This is a genomic window from Sediminicoccus sp. BL-A-41-H5, assembly GCF_050632405.1.
Classification (GTDB): Bacteria; Pseudomonadota; Alphaproteobacteria; order Acetobacterales; family Acetobacteraceae; genus Roseococcus.
The window spans coordinates 1-24,732 of sequence record NZ_CP192601.1; the positions used below are offsets into that span (position 1 = coordinate 1).

The 24,732-nt window shown below is 66.8% G+C and carries 25 protein-coding genes and 2 tRNA genes; 8 read left to right on the forward strand and 19 right to left on the reverse strand.

All coding sequences use genetic code 11. The features are described 5' to 3' along the window. From ACQ860_RS00005 to ACQ860_RS00020, 4 genes are all read left to right on the forward strand, one after another. On the forward strand, window positions 1-582 hold a 582-nt coding region (locus ACQ860_RS00005), incomplete at its 5' end, for a hypothetical protein (RefSeq protein WP_431301351.1). A gap of 254 nt (window positions 583-836) precedes the next feature. Continuing rightward, on the forward strand, window positions 837-1,340 hold the full coding sequence (locus ACQ860_RS00010) for a DUF2924 domain-containing protein (RefSeq protein WP_431301352.1): 504 nt from the start codon (window positions 837-839) through the stop codon (window positions 1,338-1,340). Then, on the forward strand, window positions 1,337-2,515 hold the full coding sequence (locus ACQ860_RS00015; RefSeq protein WP_431301353.1) for a recombinase family protein: 1,179 nt from the start codon (window positions 1,337-1,339) through the stop codon (window positions 2,513-2,515). The genes ACQ860_RS00010 and ACQ860_RS00015 overlap by 4 nt, the downstream gene beginning before the upstream one ends. Before the next feature lie 303 nt (window positions 2,516-2,818). After that, window positions 2,819-3,106 carry a hypothetical protein gene (locus tag ACQ860_RS00020; RefSeq protein WP_431301354.1) on the forward strand — a complete coding sequence of 96 codons (288 nt, stop codon included), beginning with the start codon at window positions 2,819-2,821 and terminating at the stop codon, window positions 3,104-3,106. 125 nt (window positions 3,107-3,231) lie between these two features. On the opposite strand, the gene ACQ860_RS00025 is transcribed toward ACQ860_RS00020, so the two are convergent. The 5 genes from ACQ860_RS00025 to ACQ860_RS00045 all read right to left on the reverse strand — a co-directional run bounded on the left by ACQ860_RS00025 (window position 3,232) and on the right by ACQ860_RS00045 (window position 8,335). Then, window positions 3,232-4,185 (reverse strand): PAS domain-containing sensor histidine kinase, encoded by a 954-nt coding sequence (locus ACQ860_RS00025; protein ID WP_431301355.1) that lies wholly within the window; start codon window positions 4,183-4,185, stop codon window positions 3,232-3,234. Between the two features lie 50 nt (window positions 4,186-4,235). Then, the gene (locus ACQ860_RS00030; RefSeq protein WP_431301356.1) at window positions 4,236-5,291 is read right to left on the reverse strand and encodes a hypothetical protein; all 1,056 of its coding nucleotides are present in this window, start codon (window positions 5,289-5,291) and stop codon (window positions 4,236-4,238) included. A gap of 352 nt (window positions 5,292-5,643) precedes the next feature. Beyond that, on the reverse strand, window positions 5,644-6,465 hold the full coding sequence (locus tag ACQ860_RS00035; RefSeq protein ID WP_431301357.1) for a sensor histidine kinase: 822 nt from the start codon (window positions 6,463-6,465) through the stop codon (window positions 5,644-5,646). 17 nt (window positions 6,466-6,482) lie between these two features. Continuing rightward, window positions 6,483-7,691: a hypothetical protein gene (locus tag ACQ860_RS00040; protein ID WP_431301358.1), complete on the reverse strand. Its 1,209-nt coding sequence runs from the start codon at window positions 7,689-7,691 to the stop codon at window positions 6,483-6,485. Window positions 7,692-8,260: 569 nt separating this feature from the next. Further along, a tRNA-Gly gene (locus ACQ860_RS00045) sits at window positions 8,261-8,335 on the reverse strand. A 174-nt stretch (window positions 8,336-8,509) separates the two neighbouring features. Here ACQ860_RS00045 and ACQ860_RS00050 point away from each other — a divergent pair. Further along, window positions 8,510-9,367 carry a hypothetical protein gene (locus tag ACQ860_RS00050; RefSeq protein WP_431301359.1) on the forward strand — a complete coding sequence of 286 codons (858 nt, stop codon included), beginning with the start codon at window positions 8,510-8,512 and terminating at the stop codon, window positions 9,365-9,367. 31 nt (window positions 9,368-9,398) lie between these two features. Here the strand turns inward: ACQ860_RS00050 and ACQ860_RS00055 are convergent, their stop codons facing one another. The 6 genes from ACQ860_RS00055 to ACQ860_RS00080 form a co-directional block, all read right to left on the reverse strand. Further along, window positions 9,399-9,620, reverse strand: coding sequence for a hypothetical protein (locus ACQ860_RS00055; protein WP_431301360.1), 222 nt, complete (start codon window positions 9,618-9,620; stop codon window positions 9,399-9,401). Then, window positions 9,617-10,330 carry a glycosyltransferase gene (locus tag ACQ860_RS00060; protein ID WP_431301361.1) on the reverse strand — a complete coding sequence of 238 codons (714 nt, stop codon included), beginning with the start codon at window positions 10,328-10,330 and terminating at the stop codon, window positions 9,617-9,619. The genes ACQ860_RS00055 and ACQ860_RS00060 overlap by 4 nt, the downstream gene beginning before the upstream one ends. Continuing rightward, window positions 10,330-10,737, reverse strand: coding sequence for an acyltransferase (locus ACQ860_RS00065; RefSeq protein WP_431301362.1), 408 nt, complete (start codon window positions 10,735-10,737; stop codon window positions 10,330-10,332). Before ACQ860_RS00065 ends, ACQ860_RS00060 begins: the two co-directional genes overlap by 1 nt. Window positions 10,738-11,026: 289 nt before the next feature. Beyond that, window positions 11,027-11,851: an SIS domain-containing protein gene (locus ACQ860_RS00070; protein ID WP_431301363.1), complete on the reverse strand. Its 825-nt coding sequence runs from the start codon at window positions 11,849-11,851 to the stop codon at window positions 11,027-11,029. Window positions 11,852-11,944: 93 nt separating this feature from the next. Next, window positions 11,945-13,060: a THUMP domain-containing class I SAM-dependent RNA methyltransferase gene (locus ACQ860_RS00075; protein ID WP_431301364.1), complete on the reverse strand. Its 1,116-nt coding sequence runs from the start codon at window positions 13,058-13,060 to the stop codon at window positions 11,945-11,947. 36 nt (window positions 13,061-13,096) lie between these two features. Further along, window positions 13,097-13,261: a helix-turn-helix domain-containing protein gene (locus tag ACQ860_RS00080; protein WP_431301365.1), complete on the reverse strand. Its 165-nt coding sequence runs from the start codon at window positions 13,259-13,261 to the stop codon at window positions 13,097-13,099. Between the two features lie 235 nt (window positions 13,262-13,496). On the opposite strand from ACQ860_RS00080, the gene ACQ860_RS00085 reads away from it, so the two are divergent. After that, a complete protein-coding gene (locus tag ACQ860_RS00085) occupies window positions 13,497-14,003 on the forward strand; it encodes a hypothetical protein (RefSeq protein ID WP_431301366.1) in 507 nt (168 codons plus the stop codon). Window positions 14,004-14,056: 53 nt separating this feature from the next. Here the strand turns inward: ACQ860_RS00085 and ACQ860_RS00090 are convergent, their stop codons facing one another. From ACQ860_RS00090 to ACQ860_RS00115, 6 genes are all read right to left on the reverse strand, one after another. Further along, window positions 14,057-14,995 (reverse strand): NAD-dependent epimerase/dehydratase family protein, encoded by a 939-nt coding sequence (locus ACQ860_RS00090; RefSeq protein ID WP_431301367.1) that lies wholly within the window; start codon window positions 14,993-14,995, stop codon window positions 14,057-14,059. Between the two features lie 269 nt (window positions 14,996-15,264). Next, complete coding sequence (locus ACQ860_RS00095) at window positions 15,265-16,431, reverse strand: hypothetical protein (RefSeq protein ID WP_431301368.1); 1,167 nt, start codon at window positions 16,429-16,431, stop codon at window positions 15,265-15,267. Window positions 16,432-16,643: 212 nt separating this feature from the next. Beyond that, a tRNA-Arg gene (locus ACQ860_RS00100) sits at window positions 16,644-16,720 on the reverse strand. 15 nt (window positions 16,721-16,735) lie between these two features. Beyond that, window positions 16,736-17,059, reverse strand: a complete 324-nt coding sequence (locus ACQ860_RS00105) for an ETC complex I subunit (RefSeq protein WP_431301369.1) — start codon at window positions 17,057-17,059, stop codon at window positions 16,736-16,738. Window positions 17,060-17,120: 61 nt separating this feature from the next. After that, window positions 17,121-18,056, reverse strand: coding sequence for a tripartite tricarboxylate transporter substrate binding protein (locus ACQ860_RS00110; protein WP_431301370.1), 936 nt, complete (start codon window positions 18,054-18,056; stop codon window positions 17,121-17,123). Window positions 18,057-18,061: 5 nt separating this feature from the next. Then, a complete protein-coding gene (locus tag ACQ860_RS00115) occupies window positions 18,062-19,015 on the reverse strand; it encodes a Bug family tripartite tricarboxylate transporter substrate binding protein (RefSeq protein ID WP_431301371.1) in 954 nt (317 codons plus the stop codon). 134 nt (window positions 19,016-19,149) lie between these two features. Here ACQ860_RS00115 and ACQ860_RS00120 point away from each other — a divergent pair, with 134 nt between their 5' ends. Together ACQ860_RS00120 and ACQ860_RS00125 are read left to right on the forward strand one after the other, a co-directional pair. Beyond that, a complete protein-coding gene (locus ACQ860_RS00120) occupies window positions 19,150-20,616 on the forward strand; it encodes a M81 family metallopeptidase (protein ID WP_431301372.1) in 1,467 nt (488 codons plus the stop codon). Next, window positions 20,613-22,175: an ABC transporter substrate-binding protein gene (locus tag ACQ860_RS00125; protein WP_431301373.1), complete on the forward strand. Its 1,563-nt coding sequence runs from the start codon at window positions 20,613-20,615 to the stop codon at window positions 22,173-22,175. Before ACQ860_RS00120 ends, ACQ860_RS00125 begins: the two co-directional genes overlap by 4 nt. A gap of 5 nt (window positions 22,176-22,180) precedes the next feature. On the opposite strand, the gene ACQ860_RS00130 is transcribed toward ACQ860_RS00125, so the two are convergent. Together ACQ860_RS00130 and fusA are read right to left on the reverse strand one after the other, a co-directional pair. Beyond that, entirely contained in the window at window positions 22,181-22,327 is a 147-nt protein-coding gene (locus tag ACQ860_RS00130; RefSeq protein WP_431301374.1) for a hypothetical protein, read from the reverse strand. Window positions 22,328-22,613: 286 nt separating this feature from the next. Further along, complete coding sequence (fusA, locus tag ACQ860_RS00135; protein WP_431301375.1) at window positions 22,614-24,695, reverse strand: elongation factor G; 2,082 nt, start codon at window positions 24,693-24,695, stop codon at window positions 22,614-22,616. Window positions 24,696-24,732: the final 37 nt, after the last annotated feature.

A 24,732-nucleotide genomic window follows, 5' to 3' on the forward strand; every position in this document is an offset into this window, starting at 1 on the left:
CAGGAAATCACCCTCTCGGTTGTGGTGGCGCGACTGCCGCTGGAAGAGGGAGAGGTCGATGAGGTGGATGACGGCCACTTCGTCGACATCCCGCACCGCCGATATTTTTTCAGTGGCACCTTGGACCTGTGGCCGCAGGATGCCTGGACTGCGGTGATGCAGGGGGCGCAGAACGTGACAGCGTTTCAGGCCGACGTGGGCCGGTACCGCTCAGTATGGGTGCAGAACGAAGAGGCGGCGGAGTTCATCGTACCGCGCGAGCGGTTGGTTGTGCGGCATGCGGAGCTCGAGCGGTTCGAGGCGGCGCAAGCGATGGCCGCCGGTGAGTTGACGTCTGCTACAGCAGCGCCTCAGCCCGGCCAGCGTGGCGCGCCCGCGCGCTACGACTGGGACGCGTTTTGGTGCGAGCTGGCGGTGATGCTGCAGGTCGAGGGCATGCCGGAGACGCAGGCGGCTGTCATCCGGCGCATGGAGGCCTGGTTCGCGAAGCGCGGCCAGTTCCCGGACCCGAGCACGGTGAAGCGCAAGGTGACACTGCTATGGCGCCGCCACGCGGAGGCTCTCGCGCGCCCGGCCGCGTGAGACGGCTCTGCGAAGTCAGCGGGTAGGACCTGGTATGAGCGCCAGGTCCCATCCCTCGAACATCAACCAGCATTTGCCGCCACACCTGCGGGAGGTGTGCTCCATCCTGGCCGCTGGCCTGGTGCGGCTGCGCAGCCGCACTGCGGAGGATCTTGCCCGTGATGCCGCGCAGGTGGGGGAGGGTGGAGACATTCGCCTACACTCCACCGCCTGGCAGCGCCTCCATGCGAACCCCAACAGGGGAGGGACTCTGCATGACGAGACGATCCACCGCTGCGCCCGCGCCCGCGCCGGCGCCCACCATCCCAAGGATTCCGCCGCCCGAGGTGCTTGGCCGGCTGGCGGCGCTTCAGACCGCGCCCATTGTCACCCTGAAGCAGCAATGGCGGGAGCTCTATGGCAAGGAGCCGCCGCCATTCAGTCGCAGCTACATCACAAGTCGGCTGGCCTATCGGATCCAGGAATTGGCCTATGGCGGCCTGAAGCGGGAGACAAGGGAACGGCTCGAGGCACTTGGCGAGCAGCTGGACGGCGGCAACGTCGTCCTGCGACGCATCAGGGCCGATAGCCGCCCGCTGCCGGGCACACGCCTCATCCGCGAATGGCAGGGCGTGCAGCACGTGGTCACGGTGCGGCAGCATGACTTCGAGTTCGAGGGACGGCCGTATCAGTCGCTGTCCTCCATCGCGCGGCACATCACCGGCACGCGCTGGAATGGCTGGACGTTCTTTGGGCTGAAGGGGAGGGCAGGGGCATGAGCCGCCGCGCCCGCATCGAGCCGGCCATGCCCGCTACCACGAAGAAGCTGCGCTGCGCGGTCTATACGCGGAAGTCCACGGACGAGGGACTGGAGAAGGAATTCAACTCCCTCGACGCGCAGCGCGATGCCTGCGAGGCCTACGTCACCAGCCAGCGCGCCGAGGGCTGGGTGCTGGTCCGTGATCGCTACGACGATGGCGGCTTCTCCGGCGGCACGCTGGAGCGACCGGCGCTGCAACGCCTGCTGCGGGATATCCAGGCCGACCTCGTCGATGTGATCGTGGTTTATAAGATCGACAGGCTCAGCCGCTCCCTGATGGACTTCGCCAAGCTGGTCGAGGTGATGGACGCGCATGGCGTGACGTTCGTGTCCGTCACGCAGTCGTTCAACACGACCACCAGCATGGGTCGGCTGACGCTTAACATCCTGCTGAGCTTTGCGCAGTTTGAGCGGGAGGTCATTGGCGAGCGGATCCGCGACAAATTCGCAGCCTCGCGTGCCCGTGGCATGTGGATGGGGGGCAAGGTGCCGCTCGGCTACGATGTCGTGGCCAGGAAGCTGGTGGTGAACGAGGAGGAGGCGCTGCGCGTCCGGCGCGTGTTCGAGGTCTTCGTCGAGACTGGATCAGGGATCGAGACGGTGCGGGACTTGCAGTCCGAGGGCGCCACCAGCAAGTCGGGCCGGCCGCTGGACAAGGGCGACGTCTATAAGCTGCTGAACAACCGGACCTATGTGGGCGAGGCCGCGCACAAAGGGCAGGTCTATCCCGGCGAACACCAGGGCATCGTGCCGCGGGAGCTGTGGGACCGGGCGCATGCCGTGCTGCAGGTCAGCCCGCGGGTTCGCGCCAACCAGAACCGGGCGCAAGCGCCGGCGCTTTTAAAGGGGCTGATCTTTGGGGTAGACGGTCGGGCGCTGTCGCCGACGCACGCCCGGAAGAACGGGCGGCTCTACCGCTACTACGTGGCGCAGCGGGTGCTGAAGGGCGACGCTGGCGGCGACGACAGCATCGTGCGCCGGGTTTCGGCGGCGGAGATCGAGACCGCGGTGGTGGAACAGGTTCGCGCGCTGCTGCGCCAACCGGAGATCGCAGTCGGCACCTGGAGAGCCGCGCGCAAGGACGCACCCGAGCTGACGGAGATGGAGGTCAGCGACGCGCCTACATCGGCTTGATCCGATCCGCTATGGGAGCAGTTGTTCCCCGCGGAGCAGGTTAGGATCGTCCGGTCTCTGGTGGAGCGGGTGGTGGTTGGCCGGGCCGGCGCGGACATTCGGCTGCGACTGGATGGGCTTGGTGGGCTGGTCCGCGACCTCACCGCTATCGCGCCGGACGCTCTGAGGGCTGTAGCATGACGACCGCGACCAGCATCACGGTCCGGGTGCCCCTGGCCATCCGATACCGGCCGGGGCGGAAGACCGTCGTGACGCCGAGGGCCGATGGTGGGGCGCCGGTTATAACTAGGGTCGATCCGCGTCTTGGCCAAGGCGCTTGCGCGGGCGTTTCGGTATCAGCGGATGCTGGACGTAGGCCGATATGCGACCATCAGCGAGATGGCCGAGGGCGAGGGGATCGAGCGCGGCTATCTCGGCAGCCTTCTTCGCCTAACGCTGCTGGTTCCAGAGTTCGTTGAGGCTATCCTGGATGGGCAGCAGCCTGATGGTGTGACCCTGCCGGCGCTGATGAAACCGCTCCCGGCATCGTGGGACGAGCAACGCGAGCAGGCCGGCCTGCAGCAAGATCCTGGATCCGTGCGCCAGCGGTAATGATCGCCTTCAGTTTGGACGATCGTAGTTTCCTCCGTCGGATCTGCAGACCGAGAGGGTAGCGCTCTACATCGTGGATCCGAACCCAGGATACGATCGCGTCGATCGCTCTAGATTGCTGCGGCTCATCGGGCGCCGGGCACCTCTCCTTCACGTATCTCGCTTTGGACGATGCCTGGAAGCGTGATGGTGAACACGGCCCCCTCTGCATCGTTGTGGGCCTCGATGGTGCCACCCATGCCCTTCACCAGACCGTAACAGATCGACAGCCCGAGGCCGGCGCCCTTGTCTGGACCTTTGGTGGTAACGAAGGGCTCGAAAACTCGTTTTATCACCTCCGGTGCGATGCCACCGCCCGTGTCGGCGACAGTCAGTCGGACGCTGCCCTCTGCTTCCGGCAAAGCTGCGATACGGATCCGGCGTGGCCCGCCATTGCTCCGCGTTGCAAGAGCGTCGCGGGCGTTCAGCAGCAGGTTAAACAGCACCTGCTCGAGCAGGATGGCATTTCCGACAACGGTAGGGGCCGGATCGCCAAGCGCGACGTCCACATCGATCATCGCCTTGTGCAAATTGCCGCGAGCCAACTGCAGGCTGCTCTCCACAACCTCTCCGAGCGGGATGGCCGTCTGCGTGCCCCCCTCTGCCGTACCACGAGCGAAGCGGCGCAAATTCTCAACCAGGTCAGATGCCCTTTGCGTCTGCTTGACGATGTCTTCGAGATGCCCGTCCGCGCCCTCGGTGTCGCCTTGGCGCAGTGCGAGCTCCGCCAATTCTGCGGAAAGCGACATGGACTGCAGCGGCTGCCTGATCTCATGCGCCAAGCCGGTTGCCATCTCGCCGATCGATGCGAGCCTAGCCGCGGCCAGGGCGCGTGCCTGGGCTTCGCGCTCGGCCGAGACATCAAGAACGTAGCCCACGATTTCGCAGGTGCCGTCCGGCCGCAGGCCTAGTAGGTGGCACCGTGACCTGAGGGGACGCCACGAGCCATCGGGCTGGCGAATTCGATAGTCGATAGTGGCCGTTCCCTCCTCTACAACCCGGTACAAGAAGGATTGGTAGGTGGTTGCATCAAGGTCCACCCATTCGCGAAGGCTGTCTACGCCAGTGAAGGTAGCGGCTGGCCAGCCTGTCACCGTCTCAAAACCCCTCCGCGATAGATCAGGCGGTCCGTCCCGTCCGGCTTCAGATCGCGCAGGAAGATCATCGCCGGTAATCCGCCATGCAGCCGCTCGACCTCTGCGCGCCCCGCCAGGAGCGCCTCTGCCTGCTGGCGGGCCTTCAGAACCGCTTCGCGACGATTGGCCCAGACTGCGATGCCCAAGCCGAGGCTTACCGCAAAGCTCCCAACGATCAGAAGACGCATCACCACCCAGGCGGAGGCATCCTGCAAGGCGCGGCGCTCATAGGCGCCCACCATCCAGCCGGGAGCTTGGGTAAGCCGCTCGGCAGCATAGACGTTGTCCGGTCCGGTCCCCAAACCAGGACCGACGATCAGGGCGCGCTGCGTATCCGCAAGCAAGGGGGCGAGCCAATCGGGTGCCGCCACGCCGATGAAGCGCCCTTCGCGGTCCTGGCTTTGCGCCAGGACTCTGAGCCGCCCGTGAATGATCGCTGCGGCGGTGCCGGGTGGCAACTCCTGCCGTTCCAGAAGCGCAAATAGCGAACCGGGTGGGAAGCCAAGTGCCAAGGCGCGGCGTGGCTGGCCTTCGCGATCGATCGGCACAGTGATCGTGAGCACCGGTTGCGCGGCGAACGGTCCGTCAAACAGGTCGGAAACCGCTGGCCGGCCTGATTCGAAGACTGAGCCGAGCGCTTGTGCCAGCGCTTCCCGCGCTTGCTGTGGCAGCGTCTCCGGCAGTGTGGGTCCGGAGAGGGTCAGTGTGTTCGCCAGTGGCCTGTAGCTAGGCGGCTGGTCCAGAACCACGAGCCAGCCGCCGACCGTCTCAGCCCAAGGTCGGATGCGCGTCGCGAAGGCGGCCGCATCCTGTGGATCGTCCAAAAGTGGCGAATTCGCGAGAGCCTGGAGCGCTGTGACATGGCTGCCGATCTGCGCGTCCACTGCCGCCGCGACGGCCCGGGCAGTTGCCTGTAGGCGAGCGTTGTCAACTGCCCGATACGCTTCTAGCGCGGTGATGGCGGCGAAACCGGCGAAGGCCAAAAGCGGCAGAAGCGCCGCGACGGTCAAGGGGAAGAGCCTGACCCGCCATCGCATGGTAGGGGCTGGCGACAGGAAGCTCTTCGCGTTTTCCATCCCTGTCACCTCCAACGATGTCTCATTGCGTAGGCTCAATATATCATCGCATGAGAAGGGCCTTTTCGTAAGTTGAGAACAGCGCGGTCAGAAAATGCAAAGAATCACCGAGTTGCGCCTTCCTCGCTGGACATGCCACAGCCACACGGACGAGCGGCACGAGTATCCCGTATGGGGCGGCCAACGAGAGCGGCACTATCCGACTCTGTCGATACAGCCCTCCATGGCGAGGATCAGTGCCGGAACACGGTGAGCTTACGCTCCGCGTGGCGACCCGGAAAACGCATCAGGCATGCGGCATCAGTTTGTCGTTCGTTTCGCCCTGGGCGCTGCCTGGAAGCTTGATCGTGAACACCGCCCCTTCTGCGTCGTTGTGCGCCTCTATGCTGCCTCCCATGCCTTTCACGAGGCGGTGACAGATCGACAGCCCGAGACCAGTACCCGTCTCCGGACCTTTGGTGGTGACGAAGGGCTCGAACAGCTGTGCCATCACATCCGGCGCGATCCCGCCGCCCGTATCGGCGACGGTCAGCCGGACTGTCCCATCCGATCCCGGTGCGGCCGCGATGCAGATCCGCCGCGGCGCGCCGTCCGGCCGCGCCGCCAGTGCGTCGCGGGCGTTCAGCAGCAGGTTGGACAGCACCCGTTCGAGCAGAACCTCCTGACCCTGCACAACAGGCGAGGGATCGCCGAGATCCACTTCGACCTTGATGGAGGCGTCGTGCAGCACGCTGCGCGTCAGATCGAGCACGCCCTCAACCAATGTCGTCAGCGGTACGGCCTGCGACGACCCCCCTTCCTCGGCGCCTCGCGCGAAGCGACGCAAATGCTCGATGGTTTGGGCCGTCCGCTGCGTCTGCTCCACGATCTGCTCAAACTGTTCGTCAACGCCCACGATATCGCCCTCGGTAGCGGCGATCTGGCCCATCTCGGCGGCGAGGGAGATGGATTGCAGCGGTTGCTTCATCTCATGCGCCAGGCCCGCGGCCATCTCGCCCAGCGAGGCAAGTCGGGCGGCAGACATGGCGCGGGCCTGCGCCTCGCGCTCGGCCGATACATCAAGGATGTAGCCGACGATTTCGCAGGTGCCGTCCAGCCGCCGGGCCAACAGCCGACCTCGCGACTTTAGATCACGCCATGAGCCATCAGGTTGGCGAATCGAAACTCAACGCTTCCCGTTCCCTCACGCACAACCCGTTCGAAGAAGGCGTCGTAATCGTCCTTGCTGAGGTCACCCCACGGCTGAGAGCTTTCCACGTCAGCGAAGGTAGCCGCCGGCCATCCCGTCACCGTCTCGAAATCCCCCGCGCGGTAAAGCAGGGGTTTCTTGCCGTCCGGTGTTAGCTCGCGCAGGAAGATGATGGCCGGCAGCCCACCATGCAGCCGCTCGACCTCGGCGCGCCCGATGCGCAGCGCCTCGGCTTCGGCCCGGGCGTCCTGCACCGCCTCGCGGCGGCTGGCCCAGACAACGACCGTCAGGCCAAGGCCAAGAGCGGCGCCACCGGCGAGTAGCCAACGCAGAGCCGCCCATGCCAAGGCTTGCTGCACCGCCAGTGGCTCGGCAACTGTTACGGTCCAGCCAGGGACCAGCCTCAGCCGCTCGACGGCGTAGACGTTGTCTTGCCCACTCCAGCCGGGTCCCACGACGAGGCCGTGCTGCTTGCCGGCGATTGCTGTGCTGACCCATTCAGGCGCCCGAACGCCAACGCGGCGGCCTTCGGGATCGAAGCTATGCGCTAGGATGCGCAGTTGGCTGTCGGCGATGGCGGCGAAGGTGCCGGGTGGAAGGCCCTGCCGCATGAGCAGTAGCCGCAGCGCTGCCGGCTCGAAGCTAAGCGCCAAGGCGCGACGCGGCATGCCGTCGCGGATAACAGGCACCATAGCGGTCAGGATTGAGCGCTGGATGACCGCCCCTTCGAAAAGGTCTGAGATCCCGGGCCGGCCATGTTCGAAGACCTCGGTCAGCAAGGACGCGACGGCTTGCCGGTTCTCGGGCGGCAGTTCGGTTGGCAGGGACGTCTGGTCTGGCTGGTTGCTGAGCGAGAGGACACGATGGTCGGGCGGCGGGCCAAGCAGCACGACCCAGCCGTCGAACAACTCGCCCACGCCGCGACTGCGCGCTGCGAAACCCTGGGCGTCGAGATCGCCATCCAGTCGTCGCGAGGTGGCGAGCACCTGTAGCGCTGCGACATAGGTGCCTAGCTGAGCATCGACAGCGGCTGCGAGGGCGCGTGCGGTGTCGCGCAGACGTGTCTCGCTGGAGGCACGATAGGAGTGAAGGGTTGAGAGCGCGGAGAAAATCGCGAAGGCGAGGAGGGGTAGAAGCGCCACCAAGCCCAATAGCAGGACGCCGCGCTGCCTCCGCCTCGTCCGGGCCATCGCCTGCGTAGCAGTCACCCCGTTGTCTTTCTCGGAACCGGCTCTTCGCAAATCGGATGGTCAAATGTCACGTCAAGCTCTCTGCTGTCGGCTTCGACCACGAGGCGAATTACGCACGGATATATCCGAACGTCTTTAAGCTAGGTCAAATTTCGAGCGTTGAGTAGACACGGCCCGTAGGGTGCCGTCTGTGGCCTGGGGCGCCTTGGGAGCGGCTGCGGCGTGCGGGGAAGGTGGCGAGGGGCTAGATAAGGGTAGGGGTTGCTCGTCCAGGCTCGATCGGCAGGCGATCAGAATACGGAAATGCCCCGACTCCGATCTGGACGAATGCGCTTGAGTTCAGCCACTTGGAGCTTGAGGGTGAAATCGATCTACCCTCAAGCTTCGGAGAATTTGGGCCCTCCGCAGAGAGATTTCCGGGTTCGTTGCGTTCTCCAACCCTCAAGCCGTCGCGGCAAAACCTCAGGAACCCTGCAGTTCACAGCGCCGTGTGATACGTGGTGAGTGATTGTTCGGGGAGACACTGGAGCGGGCGAAGGGATTCGAACCCTCGACCCCGACCTTGGCAAGGTCGTGCTCTACCCCTGAGCTACGCCCGCCCGCTCCGTGGGTTAGTGTTTCGCACGCATCGCGGACCCTGGCAAGCCCACCCCGGCATGCCCTTAGCGCATAGCGGCTACCACCTGCCGCTGCCAGGAGGTCTCGTATCCCGCACGCGGCGGTGCAGGCCGCCGAACTCGCATCCCTGGTGACATTTCTCCAGCCAGAGCGCAGTGTTCCGCATCGATATGCCTGTCACGGCCACCCCGCGCGAAGGCACGTTCATCCGCCGCTGGGGTGGCATGTTTGGTTATCGATTCGTCGTGCTCATTGCGGTTGCGCTCGTCATGGCCGTCTTGGCGGTGGCCTATGCGGTGCAGTCCTCGCGTCGTCAGGTCCGCGCGGAGACCGAAGCGGCTCACCTCACCCAAGCCATCGCCATCGGACCCGCCGACCAGGTATCCCGCACGGTGGATGCCGTCGGGTTTGTTCTCGCGGACCTCATGGCGCGGGCCCAGCGAGGTGAGGCCCAGGCCCTCTCGCCGGACATGTCGAACCTTGTTCAGGATATGCCGCAACTCCGTGGAATCTTGATCCTGGATGGCCATGGGCGTGTGGTCGAGGCGATGCCGGCCGCCTTGCGTGAACGGGATTTCGGCGGCAGTGCCTGGTTCAAGGAATTGTTGGCGATCCGTGAGGCGGGTGCGATCGGCGTCCTGCGCGTGGTGGGGCCGCAGCCGGGCCGTTTGCTCGACGAACCCACGGGCGAGGGTGCCTGGCGCCGCTGGACAATCCCCCTCGCGCTCGCACGACCCGCCGCTGGAGGTATCCAGGGAGAGTTCGCGGTCGCTCTTCTCAATCCCGAATATCTGACCGCGATCGCTGCCACTCCGGGCGTGCCTTTGGGGTGGACATCCGCCTCTACGGCTTCGACGGCGCTCTCCTTGCTCACGACGACGGGCGGAACGAAGCAATTGGTCGCAGGCTGCCAGAGAACTGGTTATTCCGCGACTTCCTACCCCGCCGCGAGGCCGGCTCATTCACCGGCACGGACGCATTTCAGCGCGAAGTCACCGCAAGCTTTGCCGTGAGCCGCCAGGTCCCCATCGTGATCGAGGTCGCTCAGAGCAGGCGCGACATCATGGAGCCGGTGCGGGAGCAGTTGCACATCTTCCTGCTCGCACGGTCATCCACGCGCAGCACGGGCAAAGCGGGCGCCGTCCCCTGGTTCTCGCCGGTCAGGACGAGTTCGGGCAAAGCGGGCAAGGCGGCCGGCGGGCCGATCCGCAGCGTCTCGGCCGAGGCCGAGGCGAGGAAGAGCAGCAGGAGAAGAAGCGCCCTCACAGGGCGTCCGTCCACGCGGCGGCCTCGGCGGCGCGGGCAGCCCAGGACTGGGCGGCGACGGCGGCCTGGCGGGCGGCGGCGTTGGTGTCGGCGAGGCTGGCGCCCAGGGCGGCGGCGAAATCCTCCGGCGTTCGCGCGACCTGGACGAGGTGACGATAGCCATCCAGCGCCGGGAAATCCGTGCTGACCACGGGGCGGCCAGCGGCGAGGTATTCCCGCAGCTTCAGGGGATTGCAGGCGCGGATCTGCGCCGTGTCACGGAAGGGGATGATCCCGGCATCCCAATGCTGGGCATAGCCCGGCAGCGCCGCATGCGGCCGCGCGCCCAGTCGGTGGATGTTGCCGAGGCCCTCGAGCGCGGAGAGGTCGGTCTGCGCCGCGCCGATCATCACGAAGCGCCATTCCGGCAGGAGCCGCGCTGTGGCGGCGACCAGGTCGAGATCGATCCAGGGCGCGAGGCTGCCATAGAAGCCCGCAACCGGCCCGCCCTCGGGAAGATCCGTGGGGCGGGGCGCGGGCGTGCTGAACAAGGCGGCGCCGAGCTTGCGCGCGGCGCGCGCGGCGTCGCCCATGGAAAACGCGGGCTTGCGCAGTCCGATGGAATTCACCCAGACCACATGGCGATCCGCCGCCATGTGCGAGACGAGGTGCTGGCTGGAGGAGGGATGCGCGCCCCAATCCTCGCCGAACACGATGAGGTCATGCGCCATCAGGCGATATCCCGCACCACGCGGGCGGGGCAGCCGGCGGCGATGACGCCGGGCGGCAGGTCGCGCGTGGCGACGCTGCCCGTGCCCACCACCGTGCCGCGGCCGATGTGCACGCCGGCCAGCACCGTGACGCCGCTCGCGAGCCAGACATCATCCTCCAGGATGATGTCGCCGATCTGCGTCGCATCGCAGGAGAGGCCCGCCGCACGGCGCTCGGCCTCCAGCGGGTGGCCCGGATAGCCGGCGAGAAAGCAACGGCCGGCGAGGCGCACATTGTCGCCCATCACGACGCGCGTGCCGAACGCGATGGTGGTCTGCCAGCCGATATCCACATTGCTGCCGACCTCGAGCAGCGGCGCGGCACTGGCGCTGCGGCCGGTGAGCGTCGTGGTAGCAGAGAGCCGCACATCACGCCCAAGGCGGATGGTGAGCGGCCCCAGAGGGGCATGCCGCCTTCCAGGTAGAGGCCCGGAGCCTCGTTCTCGACGCGCGAGAGGAATAGGGGCGTCCACCAGAGGATGCGCATGGCGTTCGACCAGGCGCCCGTCACGCCCTTGTGCAGGGCATAGAGCGCGCGGTGCAGCGGGCGAATCACCGGCATGCGCGCGCCGCGGATCGCCTTGGCGGCGCGGTAGGCGAGGCGGGCGGCTGGGTGCTCGCCCCGCTTCATCCAGGCCTTGAGGGAGAGGGTCGCGCTCATTCCACGGTCACCGATTTGGCGAGGTTGCGCGGGCGGTCTACGTCATGCCGGAGCACCACGGCGGTGTGATAGGCGAGCAGCTGCAGGAACACCGCCTGGGCGAAAGGCGCGGTGAGCGCATCGCCCGGCAGGGTGATGGTCTGCGCCGCTGTCGCTTCCGCGGCCTCGAGGCCGGCCGCGTCGGTCAGTGCCACCAGATGCGCGCCGCGTGCCGCCACCGCGCTCGCATTGGCCAGCACCTTGGCCTGGCCCGCATCGCCCGGCGTGCAGACGATGACGGGCGAGCCCTCGCGGATCACGGCGATGGGCCCGTGCTTGAGCTCGCCCGAGGGATAGCCCTCGGCGCGGATATAGCCGAGCTCCTCCTCCAGTGCGCGGCAGGTGGCGAGAAGCGCCTCGATAGGCGCGAGGCCGTGGGCGAGGCCCTCGGCCATCAGATGCGGGATGACCTCGGAATCGGTGTCGGAGGCGAAGTGGTGGCCCTGGTCGCGCAATTGGCGGCGCAGCGCGTCATGGTTCTCGATGATGCCGTTGTGCACGACGGCGACGCCGCCATGGCGGTGCGGGTGGGCGTTGTGCAGCTCCGGCCGGCCATGGGTGGCCCAGCGGGTGTGGCCGATGCCGGCGCGGCCCTCGGGGCGGGCGGCCTCCAGCATGCGCAGCAGGTCCGTCGCGCGGCCCAGGATGCGGTGCACCGGCAAGCCGGGCCCGGCCAGGGCGACGCCGGCCGAATCATGGCCGCGATATTCGAGGCGCCCGAGGGCCGCGGCGAGATCCACTGCCACCGGATGTCCGTTCACCATGCCCACAATGCCGCACATGCCATTCGCTCCTGAGAGGGTCTTCCTCCGGCTCAGGGCATGCGGCGTGCCAGCCCGCCATTCGCAGCCTGCCAGGCAGGGCGCGAGGGGTATTCAGGGCAGGGGGGCAGTTCGGTGCAGCGTCACGCGGATGCCGCCATGCGGTACGGGCGGGCTGGCTGGCAGGAAGGGCAGGCGGGTCGCCTGGGCGAGGCGCGGCTCGGCCGCGACCAGACCCACGCGCCAGCCGGAGAAGCGGGTCAGCAGCACCTGGCCCAGCGCCTGGTAGAGCGGGAGAAGCTGCTTCTTGTCGCTGAGGCGATTGCCATAGGGCGGGTTCACGATGACGAGGCCGGCGGGGCCGGGCGGCGGCGCGGCCTCGCTGATCGTGGAGCGCTGGAATTCGGTGAAGGCCGCGACGCCCGCGCGTTCGGCATTGGCCGCGCTCATCGCGATCGCGCCGGCGTCGCGGTCGCGGCCATGGAAGCGGAATTCCGGCGTGCGGGCGGGGTTCACCGCGCGCATCTTCGCCCAGGCGTCAGCCTCGAAGGTGGCGAGCTGCTCGAAGGCGAAGCGGCGATCCCGGCCAGGATTGAGGCGCGCCGCGATCTCCGCCGCCTCGAGGATGAAGGTGCCCGAGCCGCACATCGGGTCGAAGACCGGCTCATTCCCCTCGAAGCCGCATTGCCGCAGGAAGAGGGCGGCCATGGTCTCGCGCATCGGCGCCGCGTTCACCGCCTGCTTGTGGCCGCGCCGGTGCAGCAACTCGCCCGAAGTGTCGAGGCTGATGGTGCAGATGTCGTTCTCGATGCGGACGCGGATGCTGACCTCGGCGTCATCGGCGATGTGGGTGCCCAGCGTTTCGCGGATGGCGCGCTCAATGCGCTCGGCGGCGGCCCCGCTATGATAGATGCGCGAGCGGCTGCAACTCGCCTCCACCCGCACCGGTATATTGGGGCGCAGCACGCTCGCCCAGGGCACATGGCGCGCGCGGCCGTCCAACTGCGCCAGATGCTCCACCCGGAACCGTGCGATGCGGGCCAGGACGCGCCCCGCACCGCGGATCCAGAGGTTCGCCCGCCAGACCTCGGGCCAGCCGCCCTCCAGCACCACGCCGCCGGGCACGGTCCGGGGGCGCCTGAACCCTTTGCCGCGCACTTCGGCGAGGAGCGCCTCTTCGAGCCCGGGCAGGGCGGTCAGGAAAATCTCGAAGCCGGTGTCACGCATCATGCGCCGTGCTTACGCCCTGTGGCCCCATCCGGCCAATCAGGCGAATTCAGGCGGCAGCGTGCCTTCCTCGCGCCAGGTGATGAGGCGGCGGTAGATGGTGGAGGGGTTGATGTCGAGTAGCGTCGCCGCGCGCGGCACGTCGCGCTGCGTGTGGCGCAGGGCGGCCAGGATGGCGCGGTGCTCGATTTCCTTCATTGGCATGAATTCGGGCTCCTGCGGAGGCGCAGGGGTTGGCGGGGGCGCGGGCGGTAGCGCCGGTTCGGCTGGCGGCGGTGCGACGAAGACCGGTTCCGGCGCCGGCTGCGTCACAACGGGCATTGGCGCGGGTGGGGGAGGGGGCGGCGCTGCCACCGCCGCCCCGCGTGGGGCAGCGCGCAGCAGTTGCGGCGGCAGCATGGCGCGCTCCAGCGCGGCGTCGTCATGCAGCACCACGGCGTTGCGGATCGCGTGGAGCCCGGAGCTCAAGCTCTTCGCCATCCTCTTCGCGCTGATGACGCTCGGCCTGCCGGTCGCGAGCGGCAAGGATGTCGCGATGTCCTATTGGACCGACACCTATGTGAAGATCGCGATCATGACCTTCGCCATCGCCTCACTGGCACGCGCGCCGGGTGATTTCGCGCTGGCGGCGCGCGCCTTCGTGCTGGCGGGGATGCTCGTGGCCGGTGTCGCCATCTCCAACGCGGCCAATGAGATCGGGCTGGTGGAGGGTACGCGCGTCACCATCGACCGCGACATCGGCTCGGTGCTGGGCGACCCGAACGACCTCTCGCTCGTGCTGCTCTTTCCGCTCTCCTTCGCCGTCGCGCTGGTGCTGACGCCGCGCACGGGGCTGCTGAGCCGTGGCTTCGGCGCGATCGGCGCCGTGCTGATCGTGATGGCGATCCTGGAGACGCAGAGCCGTGGCGGGTTGCTCGGCATCGTCGCCGTGCTGGCCTTCACCTAGCCGGTCTATATCCTGCTGGCGCTGGCCGCCGCCACCAGCCGCTACGTCCTGGCTCAGGCGGCCAGCGCCAGGCCCGGTAGCCCCAGCGTCGCCGCGAGACCCTGATCAAGGCGCGTCATGGCCTTGAGACCGAGCAGCGCGGTGGCGTGGGATGGATCACCCAGTGAGAGGCGGATGTCACCTGGCCGCTCCGGGCCGAAGCTCCGCCGGGCCATCCGACCGCAGACGCGCTCCAGCGAAGCGAGCAGTTCCATCAGTGAGGTCGCGCGCCCGGTGCAGACATTGATGACGGCCGCCTGTGGTTCGCGCTGCAGCAGCGCCATGCCGCCCATCAGGTGGCGCACCACATCGGCCACATAGATGAAGTCCCGCACCTGCTCGCCCGTGCCGTTCACGGTGAGCTGTTCGCCCGAGGCGACACGGCGCGCGAAGATGGAGATCACGCCGCTATAGGGCGAGTGCGGATCCTGCCGCGGGCCGTAGACGTTGAAGAAGCGGCAGCCAAAGGTCGGGACGCCATGCGCGAGCCAGGCGACCTGGCCATGCAGTTCGGAACCCAGCTTGTCCGCGCCATAGGCGGTGAGCGGGCGGGGCGCCGTTTCCTCGCTGATCGGCATGCGGTCCGGATTGCCGTAGATGGCGGCGGAGGAGGCATAGACCACGGGGATGCGGCCCTCCGCGCGCGCCGCGTCCATCACGGCGACGGTGCCGGTCTGGTTCGCGCGATGCGTGCCGAGCCAATCCTCGTTGGAGCGCGCGACGGAGGCGATGGCGGCGAGGTGGAAGCAGCCGGCCACACCTCGCATCGCACGGCGCACCAGCGCGGCATCGGCGACGTCGCCCTCGAGGAGTTCGGCGCCGGGCGGCAGGTTCTCGCGCTTGCCGGTGGAGAGATCATTCAGCACGCGCACGCGATCGCCGCGCGCGATCAGCGCGTCCGCGAGGTGGGAGCCGATGAAGCCGGCCCCGCCGGTGATGAGGTAAAGCGCCATGAAAGCCGCTCCGCTGTTGGTTGCGGAATGGGTTCATCAAGCAATGTGCCGGGCGTGTTTCGCGGGCTGCGAGGCAGAGAGCAATGCAAACAGCCCAACCATAATGATAAAATAATATAATAGCATGTTATTTCTCATGAAATGTAATTCTCATGATCCCATGCTACCTATTAATGGTTGCTGAAATAGGAATTCTAATTGGTAATTGGGCGTAAGGGATGTCTGTAGTGATTCAAAAAAGTAAAATCTGCCAAACATGAATAAATATACTATAGAAATTTATCATAGAAGTTGTGGATACAATATCTGGCATCCACTTTGAATTCTTGTTCTGATTGCCGGAGTTTCTCAGAGATAGGTTTCAGATCTTCATAAACCTTCATAGAAAAATAGGCTGCGGCGACGAGGGCTGCTGCTACGCCGAGGCCGGTGGCTAGGGTGTCAATTGCGCCGACCGTTGTCATAGCGCCAGCGCCCTTGAGCGATGCTTTGCCAAACTCACAATTTACCTTAAAGAGGAGCGCTGCCCTTTCATCCTCGACTTCTGCTGCCCTTTGTCTATAGTCACGTATTTGTTCCATGACGAATTTATCAAAATCCGCTTCTTCACTACAATTCCGAACAAGCTGTCCCACTGCATCGAATAGGGCGTCCCGCGCTTCAGCCTGTCGTCCCCATGCATTGGTTCTTAGAGTCAGGACGTCTTGGACGGACAACCGACTGAGGCAGTCGAAATCTACGTATTCTCCGTGGGCAAGTTTTAGAGCGCGGTTACGATAGTTCCAATACGGGTCAATCTCTGCTATTTGGTCTAGGAATTTCGCGCTGTTTTGCTGGAATTTTCGCAGTATAGCGTCATGACATTGGTGTATCCCATACGGTACGAGGCCCTGCGTCATGCAAAAGCTAGTAAGCTTAATCGTATGGCCTATCCTTGCACGCGCGACGTTTGACAGGGGCTCTCGCAAACCCTCCGTGCCAAGTGGAAACGTGACGTCTGCCAACGGTGGGCCACCGTTGATTCCGCCGTCAGCGCTCCCACGCGCTTCCGCGATTGCCCAAACGCGCTCGGGTGTCTCGAATAGCCACTTATCGTTTTGCACCGCCGCTGCCTGAAATTGGGGGTCGGCAGCAGCAGTCCGGAACAATTCCAGCAGCATTGATAAATCGAGCGGAAAGCCGCCCAAGTCGACCATACCTATTCGGAACTCTGGCCCGGGTGGTTGGTACGTGCGGACAACCGAAACGCTGCCTTGTTGGATAGCCGCCTTGGCCGCATCAACAACTGCAGCAAATTCATCATCGTAGCCAGGTGCCTTCCCGATGCGCCTCATGGGATTCGAACTAGGCATGGACACTATCGGCGGCATACCGAGAGCCATGCCCAGCGCGGTCGACGGAAACAGGTCTCGGTCGTCTGGATCGAGCAACTGCACCCTGTCATAGGTTAGAAGTGCGGCCTTTAGGTCAAGCAGCGTGGGCGGCCTTTCTGACGGTATCAATAATGTCGAGCGCACGACCGTCTCCACCTGACTTTACCAGCGAACATACTCCTAATTACGACTTAAAAAACACGCGAAAAATACCGTAACCCAGAGGCTGGTAATAGCGCCCCGGTGTTCAGCTTTATTCTGGCGTGGAAGATGACTGGCGCGCCCTGGTGGATTCGAACCACCGGCCTGAAGCTTAGAAGGCTCCTGCTCTATCCAACTGAGCTAAGGGCGCTGAAATGCGGGACGCTCAATGCGTCCAGTTGTCGGGCCGGTTCGTGCGGAAGTTGTCGGCATAGACCTTGGGCTTGATCGGCCGCGCACGGGCGGGTTCCTCCACCTCATAGGCGATGCCCTGACCCTGGGCGTAGGCGACCGCGGCCTCGCGCGATGGGAAGGTGAGGCGGAGCTGCTTCGTCGTGTCGGCCGAGCCGATCCAGCCGGTGAGCGGATCGAGGCGGGGGCGGACGGCGGGCGTGAAGACCAGCACCCATTCATGGGTTTTGGCGCGGCCCGACTGCATGGCCGAGCGCGGCGGCTGGAAGATACGGGCCGAGGTTTTGACGAGCGACATGCGGCGAAGATCCTGAACAGGCCAGATGCGGCGCATGATAGGCCGCTTCGGGTGTCGAGGGCTATTCCCTCGGCAGGCGCGGCAGGATCGCGCGGATCGCCGCACGGTCCTCGGCCCAGAATTGCGCGAAGTCCCTCGGGCCGAGCAGGGCCGGCGCCTCGCCCAGGCGCTGCATGGCGGCCGTCACGATCGGGCCTTCCATCGTCTGCGTGAGCATCTGCTCCAGCGCCACCAGCGCCTCGCGCGGGGTGGCCGCCGGCAGGAACATGCCCCGCCAGCCAAGAAAGACGAGGTCGGTCCCCGCCTCGCGGAAGGTTGGGGTGTTGGGCAGGCTCGGATGGCGCGCCTCGGTGGTGATAGCGATGGGGCGGAAGATGGCGCCGCCGCCCTGGTCGAGCACCTGGCCGGGCGGCACGGGGATGAGATCCACCTGGCCGCCCAGCACGGCGCTGGTGGCGGGGCCGGTGCCCTGGAAGGGGACGTGCAGAAGCTCGATCCCGGCGGCGGCGGCGAAGCGTTCGGCCACCACATGGGCGAAGCTCATCACGCCGGGCGTGGCATAGGTGATGCGGCCCGGGGCAGCGCGGGCGGCGGCGATCACCTCGGGCAGCGTCGTCAGCGGGCCGCCCGGACGCGTCGCCAGCACGAAGGGCGAGGTGGCGAGGCGCATCAGCGGCGCGAAATCCTCGGCCTTGTATTGCGTGCGCCCGGCCTCCAGCAGGATGGACATGGGCGAGCCATCGGCCTGGAGGATCGTCGTCCCATCGGGTGCGGCGCGCGCCACGGTCAGCGCGCCCACCGTGCCCGAGGCGCCGGCGCGGTTCTCGACGATGGCGCTGCGGCCGCCGATGGCCGTGATCTGCTCGGCGATGGCGCGGGCCAGCACATCGGCGCTGCCGCCAGGCGGATAGGGGACGACGAGGCGCAGCGTGCGCGGCTGGGCCAGGGCGGGCGCAGCGAGCAGCGTGCCGGCGGCGAGCAGGGTGCGGCGGTGCATCGGGCTCACTCCGCGCGGATGTTGGCCGCCTGCGCCACCTCGCGGAAGCGGGCGATATCGGCGCGCAGGATCTCGGCGAATTCGGACGGCGTGGAGGGGGCGGGCGTCGCGCCCTCGGCCTCATAGACGCGGGCCACGTCGGGCTCGGCGAGGCTCGCCACCACGGCGGCGTTGAGGACGCGTGTCACCTCCGGCGGCAGCCCGCGGGGGGCGAAGAGCGCCCACCAGATGGTTGCCTCGTAGTCGAGGCCGGTGGCCGCGCGGACGGTCGGCGCGGGCGGACTGCCAGCGGGCGCGCCGGGGCCGGCATAGGCCAGAAGGCGCACCCGCTGGTCCCGGATGGGTGCAGAAGCACTGGCCATGGTCGTGATCAGCATCTGGATATGGCCGGCGACGAGGTCCGTCACGGCGGGCGGCATGCCGCGATAGGGCACGTGGTTCAGCCGCAGCCCGGCGCGCAGAGCGAAATACTCGGTGACGAAGTGGTTGATGCCGCCGGGGCCCGAGCTGCCGAAATCCACGCGGCCAGGATTGGCCTTCGCATAGGCGATGAGGCCCGCGATGTCGCGCGGCGGGAAGTTCAGGTTCGTCAGCACCAGGAAGGGCGCGACGGCAAGGCGCGCCACGGGCTCGAAGCTCGTCTGTGCATCATAGGGCGTGCGCTGCACGACGGCCGAAGCCGCGAAGCTGCTGCTGGTGACCATGAGCGTGTGCCCATCGGCGGCGGCCTGCGCCACCTGCGCCGCGCCGATGGCGCCGCCCGCGCCGGGGCGGTTCTCGATCACCACGGGCTGGCCCAGGCGCTGCTGCAGCTTCTCCGCCAGCGGACGCGCGATCACGTCGTTCGAGCCGCCGGGCGGGAAGGGGACGATGATGCGGACGGGCCGCTGCGGCCACGCACCCTGGGCCTGGGCCAGGGCAGGGGTCGCAAGCAGGGCAAGGGCGGCGCGGCGCTTCATGGTTCGGTTCCTCCGGCCGCCGAATCTCACCAAAGCGAAGCGTTTGTCCACGCACCCCTGTTTGTCCTTGCATGCCGCGAGGGGAGGGGCTTCGATATTTGTCCGGTCCATTGAGGCGAGGAGCCCCCCTGCGCATGAGTCTTCGCCTGGCTGTCGGCATGTTCAAGCATGAGACCAACACCTTCTCGCCCGTGCCGACGCGCTGGGAGGATTTCAGCCCCATGGCGGGTGCGGAGGCTTATCGGACCTATCGGCATTCGGGCTACGCCATGGCGGGCCTGCTGGAAGAGGCCGAGGCGATGGGTGCTGAGGTCACCATCCCGATCGCCGCCCGTGCCCTGCCCAGCGCGCCGGTGTCGCGCGACGCCTTCGAGCGGATCAGCGAGATCCTCTGCGCCGCCGCCCGCGAGTGCGACGCCATGCTGCTGGACCTGCACGGCGCCATGGTCGCCGAGGAATACGAGGATGGCGAAGGCGAGATGCTGGCCCGTATCCGCCATGCCCGCCCCGGACTGCCGATCGGCGCGGCCCTCGACAGCCATGGCAACATCACCGCCCGCTTCGTCGAGAACTGCACGGTGATGCCGGGCTATCGCACCTATCCGCATCTGGACATGCCCGAGACGGGGCGCCTCGCCGGCCGCCTGCTGCACGACGTGCTGGAAGGCCGACTTGATCCCGTCACCGTGCTGCACCGCGTGCCCATGCTGCCCGACATGGTGCGCGGGCTCTCCAGCAAGCCCCCCATGTCCCACCTCATCGCCGCGGCCAAGGCCGAGGAGGCGGCGGGGCTGCCCTGCTGCACCGTCTTCACGGGCTTCCCGCTGGCCGATACGGCAGACACGGCGCTGACCGTGGTGGCAACCGCCCACAAGGACCGTGCGGCGGCCGAGGCGGCTGCGGCCCGCGTGGGGGACCTCGCCTGGTCGCTGCGGGAGGAATTCACCCAGGTGCTGGAACCGCTGCCCAGCGCCATCGCCCGTGCCGCGGCGATCACCGAGGGCACCGTCATCCTCGCCGACACGGCGGATAACTGCCATTCCGGCGGGCCCATGGACAGCATGGCCGTGATCGAGGAGGCGCTCCACCAGGGGCTCGATCGCATCCTGGCCGGCCCGATCCGCGACCCTGAGGCCGTGGCGCAAATGATCGCGGCCGGCATCGACGCGACCGTCACGCTTGAGATCGGCGGCAAGATGCCATCGCCCGCGCTGCGCGAACCGCTGCGGCCGCTGCGTCTGACCGGCGTGGTGAAGAGCCTCGCGATCGGACGGTTCACCGTGGAAGGCCCGGTCTTCACCGGCATGCCCGTGGATCTGGGCCGCTGCGCCGTGCTGGAGACGCCACGCCTCACGCTACTCGTCAGCGAGGGCCGCGTGGAAGGCCTGGACCCCCTGCAATACCGGCATTTCGGCCTGGAGCCGACGCGCTTCCGCTACGTCATCCTCAAGGCCAAGACCAACCACATCCCCGCCTTCGGGCCGCTCGCCGTGGCGGATATCGCCTGCCACGGACCGGGGGTGGCGAGCCTCGACTTCGCGCAATTCGACTGGCGCCGCGTGCGCCGCCCCATCTTCCCGCTGGACAGGAGCAACGCATGATCCGCCTCCTCACCGCGCTCGCCCTGCTGGCGGCGCCGATGCTCGCTCAGGCGCAGACCGTGCGCTGGGGGAACAATGGCGAAATCTCGACCATGGACCCCCATGGCGCCTTCAGCACCGCCAATGCGGCGCTGCTCGGCAACATCTACGAGAGCCTCGTTCGGCACGACCGCAACCTGCAATTCGAGCCGGCACTGGCCACCGCCTGGGAAGTGGTGGCGCCCGACCACTACCGTTTCACCATCCGTCAGGGCGTGCGCTTCCATGATGGCAGCGCGATGACGCCGGCCGATGTCGTGGCCTCGCTCAAGCGCGCCTCGGTGCCCAATTCCCCCTATGCCTCGGTGACGCACATGATCCGCGAGGTGGTGCAATCCGGCCCCTGGACGGTGGATGTGCTGCTGCGCGGGCCCTATCCCGTGCTGATCAACGACCTGGCCGGCATCTCGATCCTCTCGGAAGCCTGGATGACGCGGCATGACGCGCTGCTCCCGGCCGACCCGGCGCGCGGCCGCACCGCCTATACCAGCCAGAATGCCAACGGCACTGGCCCCTTCCGCCTGGTCTCCCGCACACCCGATGCCGAGACGGTGCTGGAGCGCTTCCCCGAATGGTGGGACCGGCCGGCGCACAACCTCCAGCGCGTGATCTTCACCCCCGTGGCCAATGACGCGACGCGCGTCGCCGGCCTGCTCGGCGGCCAGCTCGACGTCATCACGCCCACACCCTTGCAGGATCTCGATCGCTTCCGCGCGACGGGGACGATCCGCGTGGTGGAGGCGCAGGACCTGCGCGTGATGTTCCTGGGCTTCAACGTGGCGCCCGACCATGCGGTGGAGGGGCAGCCGCGCAACCCGCTCGCCGATGTGCGGGTGCGCGAGGCGCTGACGCGCGCGGTGGACGTGCCGGCCATCACCGGCAGCGTGATGCGCGGGCTGACGCAGCCCATCCACACGCTGATCGCGCCTGAGATCGGCGGCTATGACGCTTCGCTAGCCATGCCGCGCGTCAGCTACGACCCCGCCGCCGCGCGACGCCTGCTGGCCGAGGCGGGGTACCCGGACGGCTTCGCCATCGGTTTCGAATGTCCCAATGACCGCTTCGTGAATGGTGAGCGCGTCTGCCGCGCCATCGCCTCCATGTGGGCACGGATCGGCGTGCGGGCGAACCTCGGCGTCTATCGCTACCCGGCCTATATGGCGCGCTTCCTGAACCACCAGAGCGACATCTTCCTGCTGGGTTGGGCCAATACGCCGCAGTTGGACGGCTTCTCCATCCTCAACAACGTGCTCCACACCAAGAACCAGCGCAGCGGAAGCTGGAACGCCGGCCGCGTCTCCGACCCGGCCTTCGACGCGCTGATCGCCCGCACTTCCACCGAGATGGACCCGGTTCGCCGCACCGCCCTGATGACCGAGGCCTTCAACATGGAGCGGCGCGCCTTCTGGACCATGCCGCTCTATCGCGAGCCGATGGTGGTGGCGATGCGCCGGCAGTTGGACATGCCGGCCTCGGCCGATGGGCGGATGCGCTTCTGGCTGGCGCGCTGGGGGGATTGAGGCGCTCAGCCCGAGACCAGCCGCCACATCACATGCGCGACCACGCCGGCAAAGATGCCGGCCGTCGCCAGCACGCCAAAGCGCAGGAGGGTGAGGGCGAGGTTGCCGCGATTGGCAGGGCTGGTGCTGGACATGGCGTCGAACTCCGTCATGCCCCCGGGAAGGGGGCGGGGCTGTGGGGGTCTTCCTGTGCTGGGTTGGGTTGATGTTCGGCAAAGAGCCGCCCACGCTGTCGCGGGCTGAACTTCGGGCCGGCCACGCACCCTCGCCATGAGGAAGACGCTATGCAGCCACGCCTTGTCGGGCCATTCGGTTCGGGCATGGGCGGGGATCGGCGCCGCCTATTGGCCACGGAGAATGGCCTGGTCCCCTGGCGGCGGGCACAAAAAAGGCCGGCCAGGTGTCCCTGGCCGGCCCATTTCGGGGAAGGGGCGGGGCTCAGCCCGCCGCCTTCATGATCTCGTCCGCCACGTTGCGGGGGACGGGGTCGTAGTGGTGGAACTGCATGGAGAAGGACGCACGGCCCTTCGTCATGCCGCGCAGGTTGGAGATGTAGCCGAACATCTCCTTCAGCGGCACATGCGCGCGGACGATGACCGAGGTGCCGGCCATGTCCTGGTTCTGGATCACGCCGCGACGACGGTTCAGGTCGCCCACGACGTCACCGACATGGTCCTGCGGCGTGGTCACTTCCACGTCCATGATCGGCTCGAGGATCACCGGGCCGGCCTTCTTCATGCCTTCGCGGAAGCAGGCCTTGCCGGCGATTTCGAAGGCGAGCGCCGACGAGTCGACGTCATGGTACTTGCCGTCCACCAGGCTGAACTTGAAGTCCACCGTCGGGAAGCCGGCCAGCACGCCGGTGTCGGCCTGGACGCGGATGCCCTTGTCCACCGCCGGGATGTATTCCTTCGGCACGGCGCCGCCGACGACGGCGTTCACGAACTCGATGCCCGTGTTCCGCTCCAGCGGCTCGAAGGTGATCTTCACCTCGGCGTACTGGCCCGAACCGCCCGACTGCTTCTTGTGGGTGTAGGTCTCGGTGTGCGGCTTGGTGATGGTCTCGCGATAGGCCACCTGCGGAGCGCCGATATTGCAGTCCACGTTGTATTCGCGGCGCAGGCGATCGACGATGATTTCCAGGTGAAGCTCGCCCATGCCGGAGAGGATGGTCTGGCCCGTCTCCTGGTCGGTCTTCACGCGCAGTGAGGGGTCCTCGCCGGCGAGCTTGCCGAGGCCGATGGACATCTTCTCCACCGCGTCCTTGGTCTTGGGCTCGACGGAGATGTCGATCACGGGCACCGGGAAGGCCATGCGCTCGAGCACCACGGGGTCTTCCTGGCTGGCCAGGGTGTCACCCGTGCCGGTGTCCTTCAGGCCAACGAAGGCCGCGATGTCGCCGGCGACGACTTCCTTGATTTCCTCACGCTTGTCGGCGTGCATCTGGAACATGCGGCCGATGCGCTCCTTGTGGCCCTTGGTCGTGTTCATGACCATGTCGCCCTGGCGGAGAACGCCCGAGTAGACGCGCACGAAAGTGAGGTTGCCGTACTTGTCGTTGATGATCTTGAAGGCGAGGCCGGCGAAGGGGCCCTCGGTCTTCACCGGGATCACCCGGCGCTCGGAATTCTCGTCCTGGCCTTCCTCGGGGGCGACCTTGATGCCTTCCACGTCGACCGGGCTCGGCAGGTAGTCGATCACGGCGTCGAGCAGGGGCTGCACGCCCTTGTTCTTGAAGGCCGAGCCGCAGAGCACCGGGCGGAACTCGCCCGAGATCGTGCCCTTCTTGATGCAGCGCTTCAGCGTTTCGACCGAGACGTCGCCCTTCTCGAAATACTCTTCCATCGCCGTCTCATCCACGCCGACGGCGGTGTCGAGCAGCTTCTGGCGGTATTCGGCGACCTTGTCGGCCATGTCGGCCGGGATCGGGCCATATTCGAACTTCGCACCCAGCTCATCACCCTGCCAGGTGATGGCGCGCATCTCGACGAGGTCGACCACGCCCTTGAGCTGGTCCTCGATGCCGATGGGCAGCTGCAGCGCGACCCAGTTGATGCCGAGCTTCTCGGTCAGCGTGGCCGCGGCCTTGTAGAAGTCGGCGCCGGTGCGGTCGAGCTTGTTGATGAAGATGATGCGCGGCACGTTGTAGCGGTCCGCGAGGCGCCAGTTGGTCTCGGACTGCGGCTGCACGCCGGCCACGCCCTCGATGATGAAGATCGCGCCGTCCAGCACGCGCAGCGAACGGTTCACCTCGATGTTGAAGTCGATGTGGCCGGGCGTGTCGATGATGTTGATGCGGTTGTCGTTCCAGACCGCGGTCACGGCGGCGGAGGTGATCGTGATGCCCCGCTCGCGCTCCTGCTCCATGTAGTCGGTCGTGGTGTTGCCGTCATGCACCTCGCCGATCTTGTGGCTCTTGCCGGTGTAGTAGAGGATTCGCTCGGTCGTCGTCGTCTTGCCCGCGTCGATATGCGCGGTGATGCCGATGTTGCGAATCTTCTCGAGCGGTGAATGAGCCACGTCAGGCCTCCATGCGGCAAGGCAGGTCAGCGCCCAT

What these genes read in the sequence shown, in the direction of transcription:
- ACQ860_RS00015 (WP_431301353.1), top strand. Translation starts at nt 1,337, where the DNA reads ATGAGCCGCCGCGCCCGCATCGAGCCGGCCATGCCCGCTACCACGAAG.
- ACQ860_RS00075 (WP_431301364.1), bottom strand. Translation starts at nt 13,060, where the DNA reads ATGATGCGTGACACCGGCTTCGAGATTTTCCTGACCGCCCTGCCCGGG.
- ACQ860_RS00115 (WP_431301371.1), bottom strand. Translation starts at nt 19,015, where the DNA reads ATGAAGCGCCGCGCCGCCCTTGCCCTGCTTGCGACCCCTGCCCTGGCC.
- ACQ860_RS00105 (WP_431301369.1), bottom strand. Translation starts at nt 17,059, where the DNA reads ATGTCGCTCGTCAAAACCTCGGCCCGTATCTTCCAGCCGCCGCGCTCG.
- ACQ860_RS00125 (WP_431301373.1), top strand. Translation starts at nt 20,613, where the DNA reads ATGATCCGCCTCCTCACCGCGCTCGCCCTGCTGGCGGCGCCGATGCTC.
- ACQ860_RS00010 (WP_431301352.1), top strand. Translation starts at nt 837, where the DNA reads ATGACGAGACGATCCACCGCTGCGCCCGCGCCCGCGCCGGCGCCCACC.
- ACQ860_RS00070 (WP_431301363.1), bottom strand. Translation starts at nt 11,851, where the DNA reads ATGTGCGGCATTGTGGGCATGGTGAACGGACATCCGGTGGCAGTGGAT.
- ACQ860_RS00120 (WP_431301372.1), top strand. Translation starts at nt 19,150, where the DNA reads ATGAGTCTTCGCCTGGCTGTCGGCATGTTCAAGCATGAGACCAACACC.
- ACQ860_RS00060 (WP_431301361.1), bottom strand. Translation starts at nt 10,330, where the DNA reads ATGGCGCATGACCTCATCGTGTTCGGCGAGGATTGGGGCGCGCATCCC.
- ACQ860_RS00080 (WP_431301365.1), bottom strand. Translation starts at nt 13,261, where the DNA reads ATGCCAATGAAGGAAATCGAGCACCGCGCCATCCTGGCCGCCCTGCGC.
- ACQ860_RS00130 (WP_431301374.1), bottom strand. Translation starts at nt 22,327, where the DNA reads ATGACGGAGTTCGACGCCATGTCCAGCACCAGCCCTGCCAATCGCGGC.
- ACQ860_RS00110 (WP_431301370.1), bottom strand. Translation starts at nt 18,056, where the DNA reads ATGCACCGCCGCACCCTGCTCGCCGCCGGCACGCTGCTCGCTGCGCCC.
- ACQ860_RS00090 (WP_431301367.1), bottom strand. Translation starts at nt 14,995, where the DNA reads ATGGCGCTTTACCTCATCACCGGCGGGGCCGGCTTCATCGGCTCCCAC.